Annotated in this window: 21 protein-coding genes; 15 read left to right on the top strand and 6 right to left on the bottom strand. The window is 42.1% G+C overall.

Annotated features, from left to right (window positions below; all coding sequences use genetic code 11):
* From BLL40_RS14960 to BLL40_RS14965, 3 genes are all read left to right on the top strand, one after another.
* A partial coding sequence (locus tag BLL40_RS14960; protein WP_073712670.1) for an S-layer homology domain-containing protein occupies positions 1-1,608 on the top strand: 1,608 nt, incomplete at its 5' end.
* 513 nt (positions 1,609-2,121) lie between these two features.
* Positions 2,122-2,256, top strand: a complete 135-nt coding sequence (locus BLL40_RS18070) for a hypothetical protein (RefSeq protein WP_281247275.1) — start codon at positions 2,122-2,124, stop codon at positions 2,254-2,256.
* 123 nt (positions 2,257-2,379) lie between these two features.
* Positions 2,380-3,294, top strand: a complete 915-nt coding sequence (locus tag BLL40_RS14965; RefSeq protein ID WP_083566560.1) for a CobW family GTP-binding protein — start codon at positions 2,380-2,382, stop codon at positions 3,292-3,294.
* Between the two features lie 92 nt (positions 3,295-3,386).
* Here BLL40_RS14965 and BLL40_RS14970 read toward each other — a convergent pair whose 3' ends face one another.
* On the bottom strand, positions 3,387-3,707 hold the full coding sequence (locus BLL40_RS14970; RefSeq protein WP_073712672.1) for a thioredoxin family protein: 321 nt from the start codon (positions 3,705-3,707) through the stop codon (positions 3,387-3,389).
* Between the two features lie 155 nt (positions 3,708-3,862).
* Between BLL40_RS14970 and BLL40_RS14975 the strand changes: the two genes are divergently transcribed.
* The 3 genes from BLL40_RS14975 to BLL40_RS14985 all read left to right on the top strand — a co-directional run bounded on the left by BLL40_RS14975 (position 3,863) and on the right by BLL40_RS14985 (position 11,143).
* On the top strand, positions 3,863-5,035 hold the full coding sequence (locus tag BLL40_RS14975) for an FtsW/RodA/SpoVE family cell cycle protein (protein WP_073712673.1): 1,173 nt from the start codon (positions 3,863-3,865) through the stop codon (positions 5,033-5,035).
* An 86-nt stretch (positions 5,036-5,121) separates the two neighbouring features.
* Positions 5,122-7,986: an ATP-binding protein gene (locus BLL40_RS14980; protein WP_073712674.1), complete on the top strand. Its 2,865-nt coding sequence runs from the start codon at positions 5,122-5,124 to the stop codon at positions 7,984-7,986.
* The gene (locus tag BLL40_RS14985) at positions 7,958-11,143 is read left to right on the top strand and encodes a hypothetical protein (RefSeq protein ID WP_245797968.1); all 3,186 of its coding nucleotides are present in this window, start codon (positions 7,958-7,960) and stop codon (positions 11,141-11,143) included. The genes BLL40_RS14980 and BLL40_RS14985 overlap by 29 nt, the downstream gene beginning before the upstream one ends.
* A gap of 36 nt (positions 11,144-11,179) precedes the next feature.
* Here the strand turns inward: BLL40_RS14985 and BLL40_RS14990 are convergent, their stop codons facing one another.
* The 4 genes from BLL40_RS14990 to BLL40_RS15005 all read right to left on the bottom strand — a co-directional run bounded on the left by BLL40_RS14990 (position 11,180) and on the right by BLL40_RS15005 (position 15,626).
* A complete protein-coding gene (locus BLL40_RS14990; RefSeq protein ID WP_073712675.1) occupies positions 11,180-11,548 on the bottom strand; it encodes a response regulator transcription factor in 369 nt (122 codons plus the stop codon).
* A gap of 21 nt (positions 11,549-11,569) precedes the next feature.
* On the bottom strand, positions 11,570-12,976 hold the full coding sequence (locus tag BLL40_RS14995) for a glycosyltransferase family 2 protein (protein ID WP_073712676.1): 1,407 nt from the start codon (positions 12,974-12,976) through the stop codon (positions 11,570-11,572).
* Entirely contained in the window at positions 12,976-13,926 is a 951-nt protein-coding gene (locus tag BLL40_RS15000) for a HEAT repeat domain-containing protein (protein ID WP_245797969.1), read from the bottom strand. The genes BLL40_RS14995 and BLL40_RS15000 overlap by 1 nt, the downstream gene beginning before the upstream one ends.
* Before the next feature lie 92 nt (positions 13,927-14,018).
* Complete coding sequence (locus BLL40_RS15005) at positions 14,019-15,626, bottom strand: diguanylate cyclase (RefSeq protein WP_073712678.1); 1,608 nt, start codon at positions 15,624-15,626, stop codon at positions 14,019-14,021.
* A gap of 128 nt (positions 15,627-15,754) precedes the next feature.
* Between BLL40_RS15005 and BLL40_RS15010 the strand changes: the two genes are divergently transcribed.
* The gene (locus BLL40_RS15010; protein WP_173799933.1) at positions 15,755-16,792 is read left to right on the top strand and encodes an oxidoreductase; all 1,038 of its coding nucleotides are present in this window, start codon (positions 15,755-15,757) and stop codon (positions 16,790-16,792) included.
* 38 nt (positions 16,793-16,830) lie between these two features.
* Here BLL40_RS15010 and BLL40_RS15015 read toward each other — a convergent pair whose 3' ends face one another.
* Positions 16,831-17,205 (bottom strand): VOC family protein, encoded by a 375-nt coding sequence (locus BLL40_RS15015; protein WP_073712680.1) that lies wholly within the window; start codon positions 17,203-17,205, stop codon positions 16,831-16,833.
* A 223-nt stretch (positions 17,206-17,428) separates the two neighbouring features.
* On the opposite strand from BLL40_RS15015, the gene BLL40_RS18075 reads away from it, so the two are divergent.
* From BLL40_RS18075 to BLL40_RS15050, 8 genes are all read left to right on the top strand, one after another.
* Positions 17,429-17,551, top strand: a complete 123-nt coding sequence (locus tag BLL40_RS18075) for a hypothetical protein (protein WP_281247276.1) — start codon at positions 17,429-17,431, stop codon at positions 17,549-17,551.
* Between the two features lie 40 nt (positions 17,552-17,591).
* On the top strand, positions 17,592-18,311 hold the full coding sequence (locus BLL40_RS15020) for a ThuA domain-containing protein (RefSeq protein WP_073712681.1): 720 nt from the start codon (positions 17,592-17,594) through the stop codon (positions 18,309-18,311).
* Between the two features lie 4 nt (positions 18,312-18,315).
* Positions 18,316-19,341 (top strand): Gfo/Idh/MocA family protein, encoded by a 1,026-nt coding sequence (locus BLL40_RS15025; RefSeq protein WP_073712682.1) that lies wholly within the window; start codon positions 18,316-18,318, stop codon positions 19,339-19,341.
* Positions 19,342-19,356: 15 nt separating this feature from the next.
* Positions 19,357-20,397: a Gfo/Idh/MocA family protein gene (locus BLL40_RS15030; RefSeq protein WP_073712683.1), complete on the top strand. Its 1,041-nt coding sequence runs from the start codon at positions 19,357-19,359 to the stop codon at positions 20,395-20,397.
* A 16-nt stretch (positions 20,398-20,413) separates the two neighbouring features.
* A complete protein-coding gene (locus tag BLL40_RS15035; protein WP_073712692.1) occupies positions 20,414-21,382 on the top strand; it encodes a sugar phosphate isomerase/epimerase family protein in 969 nt (322 codons plus the stop codon).
* Positions 21,383-21,502: 120 nt separating this feature from the next.
* On the top strand, positions 21,503-22,606 hold the full coding sequence (locus BLL40_RS15040; protein WP_073712684.1) for an ABC transporter ATP-binding protein: 1,104 nt from the start codon (positions 21,503-21,505) through the stop codon (positions 22,604-22,606).
* 197 nt (positions 22,607-22,803) lie between these two features.
* Positions 22,804-23,199, top strand: coding sequence for a hypothetical protein (locus tag BLL40_RS15045; RefSeq protein ID WP_073712685.1), 396 nt, complete (start codon positions 22,804-22,806; stop codon positions 23,197-23,199).
* A 262-nt stretch (positions 23,200-23,461) separates the two neighbouring features.
* Positions 23,462-23,725 (top strand): hypothetical protein, encoded by a 264-nt coding sequence (locus BLL40_RS15050; RefSeq protein ID WP_073712686.1) that lies wholly within the window; start codon positions 23,462-23,464, stop codon positions 23,723-23,725.

Here is a 23,725-nt window from a genome sequence, read left to right on the forward strand (position 1 = left end):
GTAAATGAATACAAAGTGACATTCAACGGCACGGACTTGTCCGACGCTTCGATCACATATGGTGAGAAGGTCACAAAACCTGCCGATCCAATAAAAGCGGGCTCTATATTTAGAGGCTGGTACGCTGACGCAGATTTCAAAACGGCCTTTGATTTCACAAAAGACATTACATCAGACACCGTGATTTACGCAAAGTGGACGGCTGTTGTAGTATTGGCCCCGACAGATCCGGCGGTTGAGGAAATCGCTGTAGATGTAGTAACGGATGGAAGTGACGCGGTTGTGGTGCAGACTCCGATTCAGCGTCGCACCGAAGCGGATGGAACGGTGAAAGATACGGTTACGTTTACACGAGAAAAAGCGGAAGCGTTTGTCCACGCTTCAACTGATAAAGCCGCCCGTATTGTTATTCCAGATCCGAATGATAAAGTGGCGGAAACCAATATATCTGTTCCTAAAGAGGCAATGCATTCTCTCGCAGGAGTTGATGCGTCGCTTGCGATTGATACAGCTAACGTAAAAATTTCCATTCCTGCTCCATCTATGAAGGATTTTAATAAAGAGTTGTATTTCCGCATCGTTCCTGTGAAAAAAGAAGAAGAGAAAATCGAGATTGAAGATCGGGCAAAGCAGGAAGAGTCGGTACGCGAGATTGCTGGATTGAATACAGCCACAATTGAAGTGCTTGGTCGACCAATGACTATTGAGACCAACATGCAAAACCGTCCCGTTACGTTGACTCTCCCGATTGAAGGTGCGCTGCCGAAGGATGAAGCAGAACGTGATGTCATTCTGCTCAACTTGGCGATCTTTATTGAACATAGCGATGGTACGAAAGAAGTAATTCGTGGTCGCATCGTAGAATATAAGCCGGGTGAGCTTGGCGTCACATTTGAGATTCAAAAGTTCTCAACGTTTACAATGGTTTATCTGGATGGTGCGGAAGAGTATTTTGCGGAGAAATATACCGCCACTCACAAACCATATATTTCTGGATTTAAAGATGGAACGTTCCGGCCAAGTGAATCAGTGACACGTGCACAGATGGCTTCGATGCTCATTCGGAATCTCGACCTTTCTTATAAAGGAGATGGAACACCTTCTTATAAAGATACAAAACGTTCGTTCGCATTTAAACAAATTGAGCTTGCGAAAGAAGCTGGTATGATTTTTGGATTTAAGGATGGTACCTTCCGGCCAGATCAGTCTGTTACTCGTGCGCAAGTAGCCGCAATCGCGAGTCGATGGGTGAAAAGTATGTGCGACAAACAAAATGAATCAGCGCTATGTGATAATACTAAAAAAGCGAAACACTTTACAGATATCAAGGCCGAGCATTGGGCGTCAGATGCAATTGCTCATGTGTCATCAATCGGGATTATCACCGGTTTTGGAAATGGCAGTTTCAAGCCGGAACAGCCGATTACACGTGCACAGGCCGTTGTCATGCTAAACCGTCTATTTGAACGGGGGCCACTTAATGGTGTAGCTAAGTCTACCTTCAGGGATATATCAGCTGACCACTGGGCATTTAGAGACATCGAAGAAGCAGCTGTAACGCATGTGTATCATTTGGATGAAAATAAAGCAGAGCAATTAGTAAGATGAGAAGACTGCCTCGAAATTTTTGAGCGGATGATCAGTCACGATAAAAGGGAGTGTCTCCATCTTTGGAAACACTCCCTTTTTTAAAAAATTTAATAGAAGAATTAGTTTAATTTGAGTCAGAACAACGAGGGTATATTTGTCATTTTCTTAGTTGTGGATTCATTTGTTACTGAAGGTAATTATGACACTGTATTTAAGTGAAGAGTAGCGACGCTCACAAGGGATTTTCAGCCACATCACACAGGTCTGTGATGTGAAGCTGTGCATGAAGGTTCTATTCAAAGCAGACTGGGTAGAGAGGACATAGAATAGGACGAGGGAATACTGGTCACATGATTAGATAGATATAAAGAAAATTGCACCATTTGGATCATGTTCCTATACCGTTAAACAGCAATAAGTCCAGTGAGAAATGATGAATGACTTATATACAAAAATCCCTTTACATGTATATAATTGGATTATATACATGTAAAGGGATTTTATCTCAGAAAAGGAGCGTTCATTGAATCTATGTCTAAGGAACAGTACATATTACTTGAAGTAATGAAAGAAGCATGTTCACATGGCGAGCGGAAAGATATGGACCTTAAAGCAATACTCAACTTGATTACTGAAAAGCTAGTGCTGGTTATGAAACCGGAATAAAGCGGGAGACTTGTTCTTCTGCTTTTTATTTTGGTTTCTGCAGGCAGTGTCTTTGCGTTAAAATAAAGAATAGGATTAAATACTCAAATCATAACAAGTACGATGTGTGAAAGGTGTGGCGAAATGAAAACAGATTTATATATTATCGGGGGATTTCTTGGAAGCGGAAAAACGACGCTGCTCATGCAGTTACTAGATAAGGAGAAAAAAGCAGGACGGAAAGTCGCAGTTTTAATGAATGAAATTGGCTCCATGTCTGTTGATTCAGCGATGCTTGGAGAAGATACGGCCGTGCGGGATATGCTGAATGGCTGTATTTGCTGCACAATCAAAGATGAAATTGAAGTGGAACTGCTGACACTTTATAAAGAGCACCATCCGGACGTGATCTATATCGAGACGACAGGGGCTGCTCATCCGATGGAAGTACTGGATGCCTGTACGTCCCCAGTCATTGCGATGCAGATTAATGTGAAGGGGATCATTACACTTGTTGACTGCGCACGCTGGATGGAACGAAACCGTTTGCCCATTGCACACCGGAAGCTGATGGAAGACCAGGCAAGGTGGAGTGATGTGGTGGCACTGACAAAAAAAGATGTAGTGCCGATTGAAGCGCTCGCTAAAATAAAAGAAGAGATCCGATCATTGAATGAAAAAGTAGTTTTACAGGAAATGGTGTTTGGGAAAATGGACGAAGAGATCGTATTTGGCGGCGGCAGTGATTCAGATGGCGGCCATCATGCTCATCATCATTTGCATGTACGAACAATGGCATATGAATTTACAAATCACGTACCACGCGCTGAATTTACAAAATGGGTAGCCAGTTTACCAGATTCTGTTCTACGGATAAAGGGATTTGTGAAATTTGAAGATTCAGGTGAGCGTCCGGAACTGTTTCAATATGCGTACGGCGTGCCATTTTTTCAGCCGCAGCCGCTTAAACGCCCGCCTGTCATCGTCGTGATCGGTGATGAACTAAATACAGAACAGTTGCAGCAAGGGCTCGAACGGTTAGACGGGAAGCGTTTTTAAATCAGGATTTGCACCGAAAACAAGAAACTCGTGCATAATATAAAACAAACCAGCCCTCAAGTGAAGTGGGCCGGTTTATTTTATATTTCGTGTTAAGCAGGTAAATTTTTTAAATAGTCGCGTACTTCTTCCGGTGATTTCGCATTGGCGCTGTGGAGATGAGCCAATTTTTCGCCGTCTTGGAACAGCAAAAGACTCGGAATGCCCATCACATCGTACTTTTCAGCGATGTCTGAGAAATCGTCCCGGTTGATTTTCACCCATTTGTATTGTCCGTAGTCTGCGATAATGTCGTCAATAAACATATCCATGCGTGTGCAGTCCGGGCACCAACCAGCATAAAATTTAACGATAACCGGTTCGCTGCCGGCAATTAGTTGTTCAAATTGATCGCTTGTTTTAATTTCTTCCACTTAAAAACATCCTTTCTATTGTGCGATATGGTTATTGTAGCACGCCTGTATTCATTTCATATAGATTTTTGCTTTTGAACCGTTTGACTGTTGTACAATGGCACAATAACGGTATAATAATAGTTGGTCTAATTCCAGAAGAAAGAGGAATTTAAATGAATACTGAACAACAATCAAGCCGGATTGATTACGGTTTGTTTTTAATATTGTTTATGCTATTTGTTGTCAGCTGCGTCGCGATTTACAGTGCACAGACGACCGGGCAATATGGTACAAACTTTGTCGTCCGGCAAGTTGTCTGGTATGTGGTTGGTATCGGGATTATTACGTTGTTTATCCGCTTTGACTCGGATCAATATCATGGGATGTCGTGGTATTTATATGGCATCGGGATTTTTCTGTTAGTCTTCTTAATTATTGCACCGTCATCGATTGCACCGACGATTAATGGAGCGAAAAGTTGGTACCGGTTTCCGGGAATCGGGCAAATTCAGCCATCCGAGTTTTTTAAAATATTCCTCATTTTGACGCTATCGCGTATTATGGCGAATCATCATGTGAAAAATCCGATTAAGACGATTCAAAGTGATTTTATGCTGCTCGTAAAGCTTGGCGCAACGACAGCTGTACCGCTCCTGCTTATTATGCAGCAGCCCGACCTTGGAACATCGCTCGTGCTGATTGCTATTTTGCTCGGAATGATTTTCGTCTCGGGCATTACGTGGCGTATTTTAGTACCGCTTTTTGGTAGTGCTACGGCATTGATCACGCTCATTTTTTATTTGGTACTTTGGAAACCAGCCATATTGGAAAAATATCTTGGTGTCAAGCAATATCAATTTGGACGTATTTATTCGTGGCTTGATCCGTATAATTATGAAAGCACGACCGGCTTCCATTTAACAAGATCATTGCTCGCGATTGGATCGGGCCAGACGATGGGAAAAGGATTTGGTTTTCGTGAAGTCTATTTGCCGGAAAGCCATACAGATTTTATTTTCAGTATAATCGGAGAAGAGTACGGTTTTATCGGGGCGTCGATCGTTGTTAGCTTATTTTTTGTGCTTATTTACCACATTACGAAACTCGCACTCGCAACGAAAGTGCCGTATTATTCGTATATGTGTGCCGGCGTGATTGCGATGATTACGTTCCATGCGTTTCAAAATATTGGTATGACAATTGGTTTACTTCCGATTACTGGAATACCATTGCCGTTTATTAGCTATGGAGGAAGTTCCCTTATGGGGAATATGCTTGCGCTTGCGCTCGTTTTTTCTATTACCTTTAATGAACGTCATTATATGTTTTCATCAGATAACCAATAACCCGCCATCTGTGCGGGTTTTTTTGCTTTCCGGGGGTGTGATAGAGGATTATAATGGAAAGAAGAAGCACGAATGGGGGAGTTAGGATGGAAGTTTTGTCGAAATCAGGCATTCGACGTCGTTATTTACGTGCGGTGCTGTCGATGCTTTTTGTTTTCGTTCTTATTGGAACGGGAGCCTATTTATATATGGAAAATAAGCAAGATGAAATGATAGAAAAGCGTGAGCAACTTTATGATAAACAGCTCATTTTAGAAGAGTTACGAGATTCTTTGCATGATTTGTTTTACAGTGCCCGAGGTTATTACGCTTTTAAGGACGAGGGTGAACGAACGCGCATTTATGAAGATCTAGAACAAGTAAAAGAAACATTAAATGAGTTAGGGAAATTGAAACTGACATCGCAAGAAAGTCAACTGGCAGATGAATTAGCTGCCTTTCTTATCCCATACGAAAACGAGACGTTGCCGGTGGCCATTGCGTTTGTAAAAGCGAATGATTACGAAGGGCTGAGCAAGCTTTCAAAAAGCGGAGTGGGGGATATGGTCGACCAATTCATGGCTGATACAAAAGCATATAAGGTAAATATTGATGATGAACTTGAACAGCTGTCATCACAAATGCTGGAACAATCCAGTCAGTATACGATGGCTATGATGGGCTTGATCGTTATGTTAATTGTTATTATTTCGACCCTTATTTGGCGCACGATCAATGACATTGTCAAGCCGCTTGAACATATGCGGCGTGTAGCGGATCATTATGCTGACGGCAAAAGTTTCTCACTGCTCCCGCTAAATCGGAACGATGAGATTGGGGTTTTAGCTTCTTCCTTTGCCACGATGATTCATACGATTCAAGATAAAGAAGAAGAGCTTACCGCTCAAAACGAAGAATTAATGATGCAGCAAGATGAGCTACAGGAGCGGCAGTTGAAAATGGAGGAATCGCTTAAGGAAACAGAACAAACGAAAGAGCGGCTCGAACGCTACAACGAGCTTAATCATGTGCTGTCTTTTTCACTTGATAAGCAAGAACTGACGGATTCCGTCCTTCGTTATTTTGATAAAGTGTATGAAATTGATCTCGGATTGTTCTGGCTACGGGAAAGCGGCGAGTACGCACTAAAAGGACTTACAACTGCTATGTTCAATGACTTTATGGAGAATCGAATCGACTATGTAGATCGACGATTGGAAGAAACACCTTATTTTATAGTGAAAAGGGAAGCCCTACATGAAAAAGGACTTGCAGATGGGAATGTGTATGTCCACGATTATATATCAGGTATAAGAAATCCAGATGGCGGGGTTATTGCTTTATTTGGATGTTCAAGAATTGGCCGGACTTTTTCCAATAAGGAGCAGGAAGATTTATATGGGCTATTAAACCGTGTTTATCTGGCGATTGAACGTATTCAGCTTTATGAACAGGCGGTACGAGAGCGGACGTTGAATGAAAGTATCGTGAATAATATTCATGAAGGCATTCAGTTTATTTCTTACGAAGGGGACATGGTGCAGCATAACAAGGCTCTTTATGAATTAATGGACTTCGGTGTGATGACAGAAGAGGCGCTCGTATTAAGAGAGGAATGGCTGGATACTTTTACAAAGAAAACAGAAAATCCGGAAGAGCTCCGGGCATTCTTTGAAGCTTGTTTGGCAAATCAATCAAATGAATTGAGGCACTTTTCTTATGTGATTCATGGAAGTCAAGAGCGTGTAATCGATGTATACAGTACATCTACTATGTTAGATGGAGAGAAGACGGGAACTATTTTCGTGCACCGGGACATTACGCAAGAACATGAAGTGGATAAGATGAAGACAGAGCTTGTCAGCACAGTAAGCCATGAACTGCGTACGCCGCTATCGAGCGTACTCGGATTTACAGAATTACTGATGACAAAGGAGCTAAAGCCGCTAAAGCAAAAGCGTTATTTGGAGACGATCTATAAAGAAGCACAGCGGTTGACAAACTTAATTAATGATTTTCTTGATTTGCAGCGGATGGAAGCAGGCAGCCAAGTGTATAGCATGTCCGCGATTAAAATGAATGAAGTGATTGTTGAAACAGCCGCACAGTTCCGGTCTAAAACAGTTCATGATTTTACGATTGTAGATGAAGCTGCTGATGTAACGGTTTATGCGGACCGGGAACGGATCATCCAAGTGATGACAAATATCATAAGCAACGCAGTGAAGTTTTCACCAGCAGGCGGACAAGTGACCATTATGCTGAAAAATGAACAAGCCGATTTAGCAGTAGTTGTCCGCGACCAAGGGATCGGCATTCCGACAGAGGAAGTCTCGAAGCTATTCACAAAATTTCAGCGTATTGACAATAGTGCTAGCCGAAAAATTGGCGGAACGGGCCTTGGACTGGCCATTTGCCGTGAAATTGTTGAAAAGCATAGCGGGAAAATATCGATCGATTCGGATGAAGGGAAAGGGACAACCGTCAAGTTTACGATACCGCTCGCTCATCCGAATAAAAATGAAGCCGTTGCACAGGAAACATTAGAAGGGCGCGATACAGTGATGCTTGTAGAAGACGACACGAGTCTAGCAATGCTCCTCTCAGAAGAATTAAAAATGAAAGGGTTCGCGGTTATCTATCATTCAAGTCCACAATCAGCGTTTGAAGAAGCGAGGCAGAGACCGCTTATCGGAATTGTCATTGATATTATGCTTGGAGAAGAACTGGATGGCTGGGATCTTGTTCGCATGCTAAAGGAAGAGGTCCAAACGAAGAATATTCCCATTATCATCTCATCGGCGCTTGATCGGGCGGATGAAAAAATGTGCTTATATGGCATTGAACATTATTTGACGAAACCGTATCCGCCCCTTCAACTTTCGGAAACAGTGTTAAGCTTTTTACACACACCGGTTCAAGACGGGAGAATTTTGTATCCGGATGAAGCACAAGGTGGTGCTGATCATTAAAAAATATGTATTGATACTAATTGGACTGCTTATCATCGTGTTCATCCCACGTATTGTTTGGGAGTTTCTTCCCGAACATGAAGGAGACATTGTCATACTTGATAAAACAGTCCCGACAGTAGACAGACGGGAGCATCGCGGTCTATCATGGCTTCTAAATCATTACCGGTACACGGGTGCAGGCGATGAAAAGGAATATTACGGGTATATACCTGAAAAAAAAGAAGCAAGGCCGCTGCCAGATGATCTAGGGAATACAAAATACATTTATGTGGCAGATACGTATGGTGTTTATGATGAAAATGGGGAGCGGCCGAAGTTAGTGTATGGTGGTCTGCAATCAGAAGAATGGGAAACGATTAAACGTCATGTATCAAAAAAAGAGACGACTCTTATTACAGAATTTAATACGTTTGCCTCTCCGACTTCAAAAGATGTGCAGAAAGATGCCGCAGCATACCTTCATGTGCAGCCGACCGGGTGGACAGGCCGTTGGTTTGATCATTTAAAAAAAGACAATCCAGAAATAAATGCGTCACTTGTTGATCAATATGAAGCTAGCGGACACGATTGGACATTTGAAGGAAGCGGATTTGTTCTCGTTCATGAAGAGGATGCAAGAGTCATTGTTTTATCAGATGAAGCGGGTGATGTATTAGGAGAAGGTATTTCACTTTCTTTTACAGAGAACGGGGAAGCGATGACCGGTTTAAAAGAAAGTACTGCGTACAGATACTGGTTTGATATTACAGCACCTGTTTATTCGGAAGAAGTAATCGCAAATTACGAGTGGGCTTTGTCACCGACCGGACGTGAGAAGCTGAACGAGGCGGGAATACCAGCCTCATTTCCAGCAGTTGTCCATCATACGAATGGGTCTTCTCATATTTTTTATTTTGCTGGCGATTATGCAGATATTCAAAGCGTCTCATCTGTTCACCGGTACGCTGGTTTTGCAAAAATGCGTGCCGCTTTGACACTGGCATCTGTTTATCCCGATGAAGCGTTTTATTGGAAAACATATGTGCCAATGATGAAGGCCATTATGGAACTACAAGCACCAGAGGCACCAGATCAACAGGAAATGGCCAAAGAAAATGGACTTTCCTATATGTCAAAAGTCAATGGAGATCGATTTGAAGTATACCGAAATGGAAAATGGGTGTCCCTCACCATTAAAGGGGTCAATCTAGGCATGGGTAAACCAGGCGCGTTCCCAGGAGAAGCAGCGATTACGGAAGAAGAATATTATCGCTGGCTGACGAAGATTGGTGAAATGAACGCGAATACAATTCGTGTATATACGATTCACCCGCCCGGTTTTTACAATGCATTAAAGCGCTATAATGAAGAGCACTCTGATCAGCCTATTTATCTTTTCCATGGTGTCTGGATTGATGAAGGGCCGCTTGAAGAAACACTTGATGCCTTTACGCCTGAGATTACCGAAATGTTCCAAAAGGAAATGAAAACGATTGCTGACGTGATCCATGGCAAAGCGAATCTGCCTAAAAAGGTTGGACATTCGTCAGGAACTTACCGATCTGACGTATCCCCATATGTTATTGGCTGGATTATTGGTATTGAGTGGTATCCATGGATGGTAGACAATATGGGTAAAAAGCATATCGGCATGGCTGATTTTAATGGCCGGTTTGTGAAAACAGAAAATGCGAATCCAATGGAAATTTGGCTTGCCCGTCAAATGGATGTTTTAATGGGGTATGAAGCGGATACATATGGATGGACACGACCGATGAGCTTTTCAAACTGGCCCACAACGGACTTGCTTGATCATCCGGCAGAGCCGAGTGAACAAGAAGATCTTGCTTCTGTTGATCCAAATAGAATAATCGAAAAGCAAGGGCCAGGCCTGTTTGCGTCGTACCACGTATATCCATATTATCCTGATTTTTTGAATATAGATGAGAAATATACAGAGTATAAAGATCATCGCGGTGAGAATAACAACTATGCAGGGTATTTGCATGACTTACGAGCAGCACACGATATGCCAGTTTTAATTGCCGAGTTTGGCATTCCAGGCTCCCGAGGTATGGCACATCGAAATACATTTGGCTGGAATCAAGGATTTATGAGCGAAAAGCAGCAAGGGAATACGCTCGTTCGTCTGTATGATGATATTCTTGAAGAAGGGATGATGGGCGGTCTTGTCTTCACGTGGCAAGATGAATGGTTTAAACGGACTTGGAATACGATGGAACTTGATGATCCCGACCGTCGTCCGTATTGGTCAAATACAGAGACAAATGAACAACAGTTTGGAATGATGAGTTTCGATCGATTAAAAGTGAAAACAGATGGAAAAACAGAGGACTGGAAAGATGAGGAACCACTGTATGAAGAAGAAAATCAGTCATTGAACAAATTGTTTGTCACGCATGATGAACGGCATTTATATGTGCGGATGGATGTGAAAGATATGTTTAACAGGCGGACACCGATGCTTTTCTTCGATGTAAATCCGTTCATCGGCAGCAAACATCCAAATGTTGCGAACGGTGTGTCATTTTATGAATCAAATGCTGATTATGTTGTAAAGTTTGCTGGCAAAGAAAACGCTCAACTGCTTGTAGATGCCTATTATGACATATTCTTGTATCAATATGGATTTAAACTTGATATGTTGGAGCCAAAGCACGAACAGCCGGTTAATAACGGCGGTGTGTTTAATCCGATCCGATTTACATTGAATAAAGAAATGATTCGGCCAGATACGAATGAAACACTTCCATTTGACTACTATGAAACGGGTAAACTACGTTTTGGTAACAGTAATCCAGAAGCGAAGGAGTATGATTCGCTCGCAGATTACTATTACGATGAACAGGATGGTGTGTTTGAAATCCGGATTCCTTGGCTGCTGCTGAACATGAAAGATCCAAGTACGCTGCTTGCAGCCGGTGATTTATTCAAAGAAGGGATGAATGCAGCAGAAACGATAAAAGGGATCGGGGTTTCGGCTGCTTTAATAGAAGACGACGGAACAGTTCAAACATTGCCGAAGACCTCTGATGGTGTCATTAAACATGTGGAAATGTACACATGGGAGAAATGGAATGAACCGCAGTATACAGAACGGCTGAAACAGTCCTATGACATCATGAAAAAACGATTTGCAGAAGAAGACAAGTAAAAAAAATCGGCCTAAGTAATTAAACTTAGGCCGATTTTATGATGTTTCAAGTATACTTTCAACGAGGTTAAGCAACTCAATCGGGCTGAACGGTTTTGACATAAAGTATTCAGCACCATTTTGCAACGCACGCTCGCGGTCAGTTTCCTGCGCTTTCGCTGTCAGCATTAAGACTGGTATATAAAAGGATGAAAGCCGCAGTTGTTCAAGTACTTCCATACCGGTTAAATGCGGCATCATGTAATCAAGAATCACCAGATCGTACGAACCGTTCAATATTTTATCCAGTGCTTCACGTCCGTCTTCTGCTTCATCGATTTCAAATCCCAAATCGGAATCTTCGAGCGTATCCTCAATAAGCATCCGCAGTATGTCTTCATCATCCGCAATTAAAATCTTTTTCATCTAACACCGCCCCATTCTTTATTAGCTTGAAATTCCCTTTCGTTTCATATCGCCCCAGTGCTGCTTTTTGCGAACAGTTGCAAATAATCCTTCCACACGCCAAATAATCATGAGCGGCCGGTACCAGAAAGTTTCCGATAGCGCCCAGAAATAAAGCTTTATCAAATCCGAGACATTTGGATATTTGCCAAGTGTTAATTCTTCAAGTAAAACGGCAAGCGCTGAAATGAGCGACCCATAGAAAATTGTAACGAGAAACAGAATACCGGCGATTTTCGGATCAACAAGTGAAAAGAATAACCCGCCAACAATGATAAAATAACCGGCCAATTCAAATACTGCACCTAAAAGTTCGATAAATAAAAAGTATGGCATAGAGAGAAGTCCGATCGATCGATATGTTGGATTGAACAACATTTTTTTATGAAGGAACAGTGTCTCTGTCAAACCGCGCTGCCAGCGAATCCGTTGTGAGCGCAGCACGGAGAGAGAATCGGGGGCTTCTGTCCAGCATACAGGGTCCGGAATATATTCAATTCGTTCATTTGATCGTTCTTCCTGTAAAATGCGATGAAGGCGGACAACGAGTTCCATATCCTCGCCGACTGTTTTTTTATTGTATCCGCCAGCATGAATGACTCTTTCTTTGTTAAAGAGGCCAAATGCACCCGAGACAATGAGTAAAATATTCATTCGGCTGAAGCCGATGCGGCCAATTAAGAACGCTCGAAAATACTCAACAATTTGCATGAGCACAACCGGATTTCGCGGCAGAATAATGTGTTCTACTTTACTGCGGGAAATAACGGAGCCATTCGCGATACGGACAGAGCCACCCGTTACGATTACCTCGCCATTTGAGTCGATAATAGGCTTCATTGATTTTAAAAGTGCATCTTGTTCGAGGATGGAGTCGCCATCAATTGCACAAAAGTATGGATACAAGGACAAATTGATACCTGCATTCAGTGCATCTGCTTTGCCCCCATTTACTTTTTTAATGAGCCGAATATGTGGAAATAAATCAGATTGATAGGTCGCTAAAACGTGCTCGGTCTCCAAATATTTTCTAAGTGCGAAAGGTACTTCTTTCATTTGAAATTCTTGGATCATTTTTTCCGCTGTCGCATCTTTTGATCCGTCATCGATGACGATGATTTCGAATTGGGGATATTCAAGCGCAAGCAGCGACCGTACTGTGCTGACAACACCGACTTCTTCATTATAAGCGGGAACGAGCACAGAAACAGGGAAAGTCTGTTCATTTACAGCTAAATTCTTAACCGATTCTCGTTTATCAATTTGGCCTTCACGCCATACTTTGCGTAGCGCAATTGAAAAAAGGAGAACGTAACTTAAACTGGAGAAAACCATATAAGCGATCACAAGCCATGACAGTACAAGAAAAAAAGAAAGGCTAGAATCCATCACGCTTGTCCCCCTGATTTAAGTATGATCCACTGTTTTGCCATGTCGCGTGCAAACTGGTCTTCATGGTTTTCTGAAAAATAGGTGAGCAGCAGTTCACCATCTCCAAAATAAGAAAATGCTTCAGCAGCTGAATATCGTACCCACCAAACTTGATCACTGAGCAAGTGACGAAGCTTCGGTTTAAAGCGCTCAAGAGTCATTACACCGGCAATCCGTGCTGCAAACATTCTTTCCGCCCAGTTGTCGGAATGAAAAAATGGTTCTAGTGCACCTGGATTGTCCATATAATGTAGACGGAAGAGTGTTTTTAACGACTGAATTCGTATTTCTGTTGTCGTATTTTGCAGTTCGTGTTCTACATGAGTGCGAAAGGAAAGAAGTCTGGCCGTGCCGATAAATGCAATAGCGGATAACTTGATGGGAATGAAGTTTTCGGCTAAGGCCTTTTCGATTTCCTGTTCTGCAAGCTTTCGATCTAGACGGCTAAATGAATCAAGATAAAGCCGCATAGGTGCATTTGGGTATTTACGCAAGAAGTCAAGCACACTTGTTTCATTTAATGAAGCGAGTGTACGAATGAGCTGCTGTGCTTCTACATCCAACTTTTTGACTTTGCACAAACGTTCCAGAAGCAACGTAGACAATGACTGAATCTTAAAATCTTCAATAAAATGAAGCGTATTAATTCGCTTTGCCCAGTTGTTTTTTTTCAATACAGCTGTGTATGGGCCGCTTAAATATTTTTCCGATAACACGTTTACTTCCTGAGAAAAAGAACTGTCTTTGATTACGGCTACATAATACGCTAATAATTTTTCAACAAGAATAGAACGATGGCGTATCGTCTCTATTTGATCAATAAATAGATGTTGATCATGTCCAATCATATAGGAAGTAAAGGGATCCAGAAGACTGTTATACAAGTGATTGATTTCTTTTTCATCCACATTATGTCTCCATTTACGAATAGATAAAAAAGCGAGCAGGACGATCTGAAAAAAAATCAAACCTAGGATGGTATAGACAATGATGAATAAAATCATTTAATCAGTCTTTCTGTTAGTCGCTGTACCCGGGCGAGCACTTCCTGAGGGTGAAATGGTTTAATAATGTAGTCGTCCGCTCCTTTTTTTAGCGCTAAAATGATATCAGATTCGCTCGTTCGCCCGGTCAACATAGAGACGATGATGTTGTCATCTGGATACCGCTTGCGCAAAGTGGAGAGTACTTCAATTCCGTCCATTTTCGGCATCATGCCGTCAAGCAGAATCATATAGTTTTCATCCGCCTTGTACCAATCAGATTCAAGGAAAGAATAACCATCCGGATATTCGTGGACGACGATATCCATATCATCAGATGTCCAGTTTGAAAACTGTTTGACAAGCATTGTTCGAACGAGGAGATCATCATCAATGATCATCACGTTGAGATGGCGTTTTACATCGCTGTTATTCAACTGGTAAATAACAGTTTGATTTCGTCCATTCCGTTTCGCTTGATAAAGCGCCTGATCCGCTTCATTTAAAAGGATCTCTGGATTGATACGGTATTCGGATGCACCAGCTGAAAAGGTCACATGAAAAGGTTCGCTGGACGGTGCAGTAAAGGTGATGTCTGCTATTTTTTCACGAATTCGTTCCACTAAAATAATCGATTCATCCGGTGTTGTGTCCATCAATAATAGCGCAAATTCTTCCCCGCCATAACGGAAAAAGAAATCCGTTTCGCGTTTCATATTTAATACGACCCGGCTGAACGAACGCAATACGTCATCACCCATTGGATGTCCATAGTGATCATTCACCTTCTTGAAATGATCAAGGTCCATCATAACGAGGGTAAATGAACGGCGTGTCCGCTCAGCAAGGGCAGAAAATTGAGCGAATGTATCATTAAATTGGCGGCGGTTTCCTGCTCCGGTTAATTCGTCAATGGAGGCAGACTGCCAAATGGCTTTTTTATATTGAAGCCGGTTATGGACATAGGGGATAAAGACACTCATATCAATCGGCTTAATGACAAAGTCCATTGCGCCCATCGTATAGGCACGAGTGATGTTTTCTTTTGAATTGTCTCCACTAACGATCGCGATCGGGACGTAGCGTGAACGGGCAATGTCGCCAATTTGTGCAAGAATATCAAAGCCATTCATATCAGGAAGCTGAATATCAACAATCAACATATTGGGCAGGAGTGTGTAAAATAACTCCAATCCTTTTTTACCATCAAGTGCGATAACGACTTGTATGCCGCTTTTTTCTAAGTTTTCTTTTACGTAAGAGACAAATTCCAGATCATCATCAATAATAAGGACGAATGAATCGTTGTTTTCAGCAGATGTCAAATTGGTTGAAGTATGTACTTGAATAGGTGTGCTGTCTTGAACGAAAAAATTACGCATGAGCGAAATGAAGTTTTTTAAGGAACGGACAGGGATCAATGCATCACTCGTTTCCGTTAATGTATCCAATTGTCCAGAACAAAAACGAGCCAAATCGGTCATGCCGATCGTACCAGAAGTCCCTTTCATTGTATGCAAAAACCGGTATAGTTCCTGTTCTTTGACATGTTCAGTATCAGACCAATTAGAAAATGTTTTTTCCATCCGCTGCAAGAGCATCGAGCGGTAATCATTTCGAGCCATTCTTTATCTAACTCCTTGAAAGCGAAATAGTAAAAAAGTACACATTATTCCCGTATCTGTCATTATACTATATCATTCATGTGAAATTGAACTAGTTTCATAATATGTCTTTTTTAAAAAGGGAGGGAATGAACGTGATAAAAGCCATTCAAACAGGGCTAGTCGGCTACGGCCTTTCAGGGTTCACATTCCATGCACCATTCATGAAGACGATGGACGAGTTTTCAGTTGTGAAGATTATGTCTTCAAATGAAGAAAAGGTGAAAAAAGATTTTCCGGATACGGAAGTGACAAATGACTTTGAATTGGTCATCCGTGATGCTGATGTGGAGCTCATCATTATTACGACGCCAAATGAATTTCATTTTGACATGGCAAAACGCAGCATTGAAGCAGGCAAGCATGTCATTATTGAAAAGCCGATGGTCATTGAATCAGCGAAAGGGGACGAGCTTGTGCAGCTTGCAGAGAAACACGATGTGATGCTGAGCGTGTATCAAAACCGCCGTTATGATGGAAATTTTCAGACGGTGAAAAAGCTGATAGATGATGGGGCACTTGGTGATATAAATACATATGAAGCACGGTATGATCGATTCTGTCCGGTGCTTGTCGGCGGCTGGCGTGAGAAAGCGGAGCCAGGGGCAGGGATGTTGTATGATCTTGGCGCCCATTTAATTGATCAAGCACTTTATTTATTTGGTATGCCACATTCTGTGACAGCGGATGTGCAAGTACAGCGCGAGGATGGGAAGACGGATGATTATTTCCATATTATTTTGGCGTATGGGAAAAAGCGAGCCATCTTACATTGTGGGCTGCTAGCGCTTGAACAAGGTCCGAAGTATAAAGTACACGGCGATAAGGGGACGTTTATTAAATATGGAGAAGACGGTCAGGAGAGTGATTTAAAAGAAGGCAAGCGGCCAGGTGATGAAGGATGGGGAATGGACCGGCCGGAATTGTATGGAACGCTTTATACAGAAGAGAGTGAAGAAAAGATCGTGACGGTACCGGGGGCGTATATGAACTATTATAAAGGTGTTTACGACTGCATAAGAAACGGAGCGGATTGTCCGGTGCCAGGGGAAGATGGTGTAAACACGATCCGTCTTATTGAAGCAGCGATAAAAAGCAGTGAAGAGAAGCGAACAGTAAAATGGTAAGAAAGAATAAACCGCCAGCTGGTTATGAAGCCGGCGGTTTATTTTGCTTTTGGAAAGTCGAGATCCCAGATAACACCGAATTTGTCCTGTACTTTGGCGAATTTCGAGTTCCAGAATGTATCTTGTAGTTCCATATGAGCGGTTCCGTTTTCTCTAAGCGTATCATACACCGATTGAATGTCTTCTTCGCTTTCAAACGTGATAGCGAGTGATACATTATTGCCGATGTTCACCGGTAGCTCTAAAAACGTATCTGATACCATGATGAGGAAATCGCCTTTTCCGAAGCGGGCATGCATAATGCGATCTGCTGCTTCAGGTGGTGTCGGAAAATCCGCTTCGCCGAATTTTTGGACCCCTTGAACTTCAGCTCCAAATGCATTTGCATAAAAATCAATGGCTTCTTTTTTTATTTACATAAAATGTAAAATAGGGGTGTTGCTTGACCTTTCAATGAAATTACACCTTCCTGTTTATACATTTACTATAATGGATGGTTCCTTCCAGTGTTAAAAATCAGGCAGAAAATCCATTGTGAAAAGAGTGCCATTATTTGTACGTTATCGCATCATTATTTTAGTCATCAGAGCGTATTTCTTCGTCATAGAAACAAATTATTAAAGGAGTTTCTAGATCGTGCGGCAAAATAATAAAGTAAGAGAAAACAATGGAAGGATGAGTGATCTTCTTCACGATGGGGAATACAGTATATGGAGGACAACCGGTGATACGTATAAGGCAGCCGCTGCTGCACATTGACGAGCGCCAGTCATAAAAAAATAGAGAATGAGGCGATCAAATGAATGTGACCGTTTGGAACGAATACCGTCATGAAAAAACAAAGCCCCTTGCAAAAAATATTTACCCAGAAGGCATTCATCAAGTCATTGCTCGTTTTTTAAAGAAAGACCGTGTTAGCGTTAAAACAGCTACGCTGGATGAAATAGAACACGGATTGACAGAAGATGTGCTGGACAGTACAGATGTATTAATCTGGTGGGGACATGTTGCGCATGAGGAAGTGAGTGATGAGATCGTCGGAAAAGTACAGCAGCGCGTACTAGAAGGCATGGGACTAATCGTTCTCCATTCCGGCCACTTTTCGAAAATTTTCAAATCATTAATGGGCACAACATGCGACTTGAAGTGGCGGGAAGCAGGCGAAAAAGAACGGATTTGGGTAATCGACCCGGCCCATCCGATCGCAGCAGGTATCGGTGAATACTTTGAACTTGAGCAGGAAGAAATGTATGGTGAACACTTCGATATACCAGCCCCGGATGAGCTTGTTTTCATGAGCTGGTTTGAAGGAGGCGAAGTGTTTAGAAGCGGCATGACGTACAAGCGAGGAAATGGGAAGATATTCTATTTCCGGCCAGGGCATGAAACGTACCCTACATATTATAATGAAAACGTCCAAACGATTATTAAAAATGCAGTGAAATGGGCAGCGCCAGTGAAGCGTAAGCGGCCGGTCTACGGCAATGCAAAACCAATTGAAATGTTAAAAGGAGACTGAAGACATGACAAAAATTAAAGTAGGCGTGATTGGATGCGGAAGTATTGCAAAATATCGCCATATTCCAGAATATGCGGGAAATGAAAACGTTGAACTCGTTGCCTTTTGCGACATTGTGTTAGAACGTGCGCAGAAATTTGCGCATGAATATAACGCAAAAGCATACACAAACTACAAAGAATTACTAAAGCAAGAAGAAGTGGATGTCATCAGTGTGTGTACACCGAATGCTCTCCATGCTCCGATTTCCATTGCAGCGCTTGAAGCCTTCAAACATGTTCTTTGTGAAAAGCCTATGGCAACATCCGCTGAAGAAGCAGATGCCATGGTTGCAGCTGCTGAATCGAGCGGCAAGACATTGATGATCGCGCATAATCAGCGCTTCGTCCCATCTCATTCAAAAGCGCGAAGCATCATTGAGAGCGGGAATCTTGGCAAAATATATAGTTTCCGCACAGCATTTGGCCATGGTGGTCCAGAGAGTTGGAGTGCGGACGGATCAAACAGCTGGTTCTTTGATAAAAAACGCGCATTTATTGGTGCTATGGGCGATTTAGGCGTTCATAAAACAGATTTACTCCGTTATTTGCTAGGTGAAGAATTTGTGGAAGCAGCAGCGTTTGTTGAAACATCTGCGAAACAAAACTCAACCGTCGATGACAATGCGGTCTGCATTTTGAAAACAGAAAGTGGCATTATCGGTACACTTGCGGCAAGCTGGGCGTATAACGGTACTGAAGATAACTCGACGGTATTTTATGCGGAAAACGGTATCATGCGTCTAGAAGATGATCCAGATTATTCGCTTATTATTGAATATAAAAATGGCAATAGCGAGCGTCACAGTTTAGGCGCCATTCAATCGAACGCGGAAGGTAAACAGACGAGTACACAAGTTATTGAACATTTCATTGATTGTATTTTAAATGACAGCGAGCCGCTAGTGAACGGAGAAGAAGGGAAAAAATCGCTAGCTGTCATTCTTGCCGCATTAGACTCCCATGAGAAAAAACAAATTGTGCCCATTTAAGTAGAGGTGGAGAACGTGACAAAGTTAAAAATCGGTATTTTAGGGACCGGTGAAATTGCAAAAGGACGACATATTCCAGCGTTCCATCATGTGAAAGAAGCGTCGATCACAGCCGTCATGGATATAAACGAAGAGCGAGCACAAAACGTAGCTAATACGTTCAATATTGAACATGTGTGCACAGATCTAGGAGACATGTTGGGGAAAATTGATGCGCTTCTCATCACAACGCCGAATAAGTTTCATGCACCAGCAGCGATTCAAGCGCTAAATGCTGGTGTTCATGTCATGTGTGAAAAACCGATGGCACTGAATACAAAAGAGTGTGAAGACATGATTGCAGCGGCGGAAAAGTCGTGCAAGGTGCTTACAATTGCTTACCACTACCGTTTTATGAAAGAAGCACGTGCGGCAAAACGAATTATCGCCAGCGGTGAAATCGGCGAACCGCTCGTTATCCGTATTAAAGCAATGCGCCGCCGGAAAGTGCCGGGATGGGGCGTATTTACAAATCGGGATTTGCAAGGCGGCGGCACATTAATTGACTATGGCTGTCACTTGCTTGACCTGGCTCTCTGGCTGACCGGCAGTTCAAAGCCGACGGAAGTAAGCGGTACAACATACAATCATGTAAGTAGGCAAAAAGATTTGGTGAACGAATGGGGCACCATTAATCCGGCCACATTTGAAGTGGAAGACCATGCGACAGCATTTATTCGTCTCGAAAGCGGCGCGACGGTCATGCTCGAAACATCATGGGCCGCAAATATTTTTCAGGATGAGGAGACAATCAGTATTTCCGGAACGAAAGGTGGACTGGATGTATTTCCGCTGCGTGTCAATAAAGCAGAAAATGGTGTTTTGCTGAATTCGGATGTTACGTGGATGCCGGAAGACAGGCCGTTTGAGATTTTACAGGCGGAACATTTTGTACAGTGCTGCTTAGGCGATTGTGTGCCGCTCTTTGATGCATATGAGTCGATGTTCGTTTCAAGCATCATCGAGTCGGTTTATGAAAGTGCTAAAATCGGCCGCAGTGTTCAAATTAAAAGGTAAGAAGGGAGCGATTTCGTTGAAACTTGGTGTATTTACTGTATTATTTGCAAACAAATCGTTTGAGGAGATGCTCGATCATGTAAAAACATCGGGCCTTGATGCTGTGGAAATTGGTACAGGCTGCTATCCTGGTAACGCACATTGCCCGCTAGATGAACTGTTAGAAGATGAACAAAAACGTCACGACTACTTAGAAGCGGTCACATCACGTGGACTGTCAATCAGCGCCTTTAGCTGCCATGGCAATCCACTCACACCAGATAAAGAATTTGCTGAAGAGTCCGATACGGTGCTTCGTAAAACGATTAAACTAGCCTCTCTTCTTGGTGTGCCGGTCGTCAATGCATTTTCTGGCACAGCCGGTGATTCAGATGAAGCGAAGCAGCCGAATTGGCCAGTCGTACCGTGGCCGGCCGAATACAATGATGTATTAACATGGCAGTGGGAAAATAAACTCATTCCATACTGGAAAGAAATCGGGGAACTCGCGAAGCAGCATAACGTGAAAATTGGGATTGAACTGCATGGAGGCTTCCTTGTGCATACACCATACACGATGTTAAAATTGCGGGAAGCAACGAATGACGCGATCGGTGCGAACTTCGATCCAAGTCATATGTGGTGGCAGGGAATTGATCCGGTTGCCGCGATTAAAATTCTTGGCGCAGCGGGTGCGATCCATCATTTCCATGCAAAAGATACGTATATCGATCAAGATAACGTCAACATGTACGGGTTGACCGACATGCAGCCATATGGACAAGTACGAACACGCGCATGGACATTCCGCAGCGTTGGATGCGGGCACGGTTTGCAAGAATGGTCAAATATGATGAGCACTCTTCGTATGTACAACTATGACTACGTCGTCAGTATTGAACATGAAGATCCGATCATGTCGATTGAAGAAGGATTTGCCCGTGCAGTGAAAAACTTAAACGATGTGTTAATCCACAATTCTGCAGGCGAGATGTGGTGGGCTTAATTCATTAAAATACAGCCGTCAAAAGTCGTTATGGTTTTTGACGGCCTTTTCATAACTACCATATAGACGATTCGAAAAGGAAAAAGGAACTTGTGGAAAATGTGCAGGGGGCAGTTGGAAATGGCGGAACTTCAATTAAATAATATTTATAAAATTTATGAGCGCAACGTTATAGCGGTTGAAGATTTCAACCTTCATATTTATGATAAAGAGTTTATCGTTTTTGTAGGTCCGTCGGGCTGTGGGAAATCAACGACACTTCGCATGATCGCCGGCCTTGAAGAAATTTCAAAAGGAGATTTCTACATAGATAACCGACGTGTCAATGACGTGGCAACGAAAGATCGCAATATCGCAATGGTGTTCCAGAATTACGCGCTTTATCCGCACATGACCGTATATGATAACATAGCGTTCCCTTTGAAGCTTCGCAAAATGCCGAAAGACGAAATGAAGCAGCGGGTGGAAAATGCGGCACAAATGCTTGGACTTACAGATTATTTGAAGCGGAAACCGGAAGCATTGTCAGGCGGGCAGCGGCAGCGTGTAGCACTAGGCCGTGCGATCGTTCGTGATGCAAAAGTATTTTTAATGGATGAGCCGCTTTCCAACCTTGATGCAAAACTTCGTGCGCAGATGCGTACAGAAATCATTAAGCTTCATCAGCGTTTGCAGACAACAACCATTTACGTAACACATGATCAAACAGAAGCACTCACAATGGCAACACGGATCGTGGTCATGAAAGAAGGAAAGATTATGCAGATCGGTTCACCGAAAGATGTGTATAAGAATCCAGAGAATACATTTGTTGCAAGTTTTATCGGTTCGCCTCCAATGAACTTTTTCAACGGAAAACTAAGTGAAGGATTTATTACAATTGGATCAAAATCACTTGCTGTGCCGGAAGAGAAAATGAGTTTATTACGTGATCAAGGCTACGTAGGTAAGCAAATTACACTCGGCATTCGCCCAGAAGATATTCATGATAAGTTGATTTTTATCGGAGCATCTCAACACTCATCGTTTTCGGTGAAAGTAGCGGTATGTGAGCTTCTCGGTGCTGAAATCATGGTCTATTCAGATATCGAAGGTCAGAATTTTGTGGCCCGAATGGCCTCCCGCCAGAATATTATGGTCGGGGAAGAATTGCAGCTTGCTTTTGATATGAACAAAGCACATTTCTTTGATGCCACATCTGAAGGACGGATTAAAAAAGATTAAGAGCCATTTAAAAAGGACATACGTTTGTTTTACGAATAGAAAACATTCTTTGATAGATGATATAGCTTGCTTATAGAAAATAGGCCTTTTGAATGATTGGTATCATACTGATCATTCTTTTTTATTGAATAGTTTGAATAATTATGAGATAATAGGCATAAAGTAATGGGTGAACCTAAACTGGGAAGTGATAAAAAATGGCTGTAAGTATTAGAACGATCATTTCACAGCTGAATAAAAGTTGTGATGATTTAGAATTTAGCGAAGCAAGAAGATTAATAGAGCTTAATATTGGAAACTTTTCTAATCCTTTCTATGATAGATTGTTAAATCCAAATGCAAGGTCACTTGTTAAGCATATTGTTGGTGAAAACAATAATCCAGACTATAAAAAGTTAACAAGGCTTGATATGTTAACAATTAACAATATTAATCAGTATTGTTCTGAATTTGATATATCGATGCTGAGACGAACACTTAAGGATGCTATTGATTTAATTCAAAGGGAAGATGTTCAGGCATTATTAAATAATGATGCGAAGATTGTACTGGATACTATGGGGGCATTATTAGGAGGAGTAAAACAACATTAGTAATTAATCATGTTGTATTTGAAACGGCTCAGGTATTTGAGGCGTTTTTTGTGGTGTGCTGTTCAATTAATAGGTTCTGTGTAAGTTGTACTGCATTGTGAATTTTGTTGAATAATAGTTGAAAACAGCCCTTTTTTATGTGACAAAAGGTCCTCTTATTAAGAGGGTTCATTAAAGCCTGACCTAGTTGTTTTTTTGGTGAATGGTCGTTATAGGCCTCTTCATTTTGGGGTACATTATAAAAAAATGAAGGGGTGTTAACATGGAGAATAAAAGGGAGTATAAAGAGTTATCGAACGTGGAAAAACAAAGAAATTTCTTAACAGCTGAGGAATTACCCGAAGGAGCATATGGTGCCCCGCAGGGTAAAAACGAACCAGTTGAAAATAAGGGCACTCCATGGAAGGATGGCCAACAATATATGAGTGCTTTCACGTATGAAAACCGAAATCTTCATGAGAATCTTCCAAGAAAGTACCCTGGAGCACATCCAACACATGATGATAAAGATGAAGAAAAACTGTAA

This window comes from Domibacillus mangrovi (genome assembly GCF_001906925.1).
Taxonomy (GTDB): Bacteria; Bacillota; Bacilli; order Bacillales; family Domibacillaceae; genus Domibacillus; species Domibacillus mangrovi.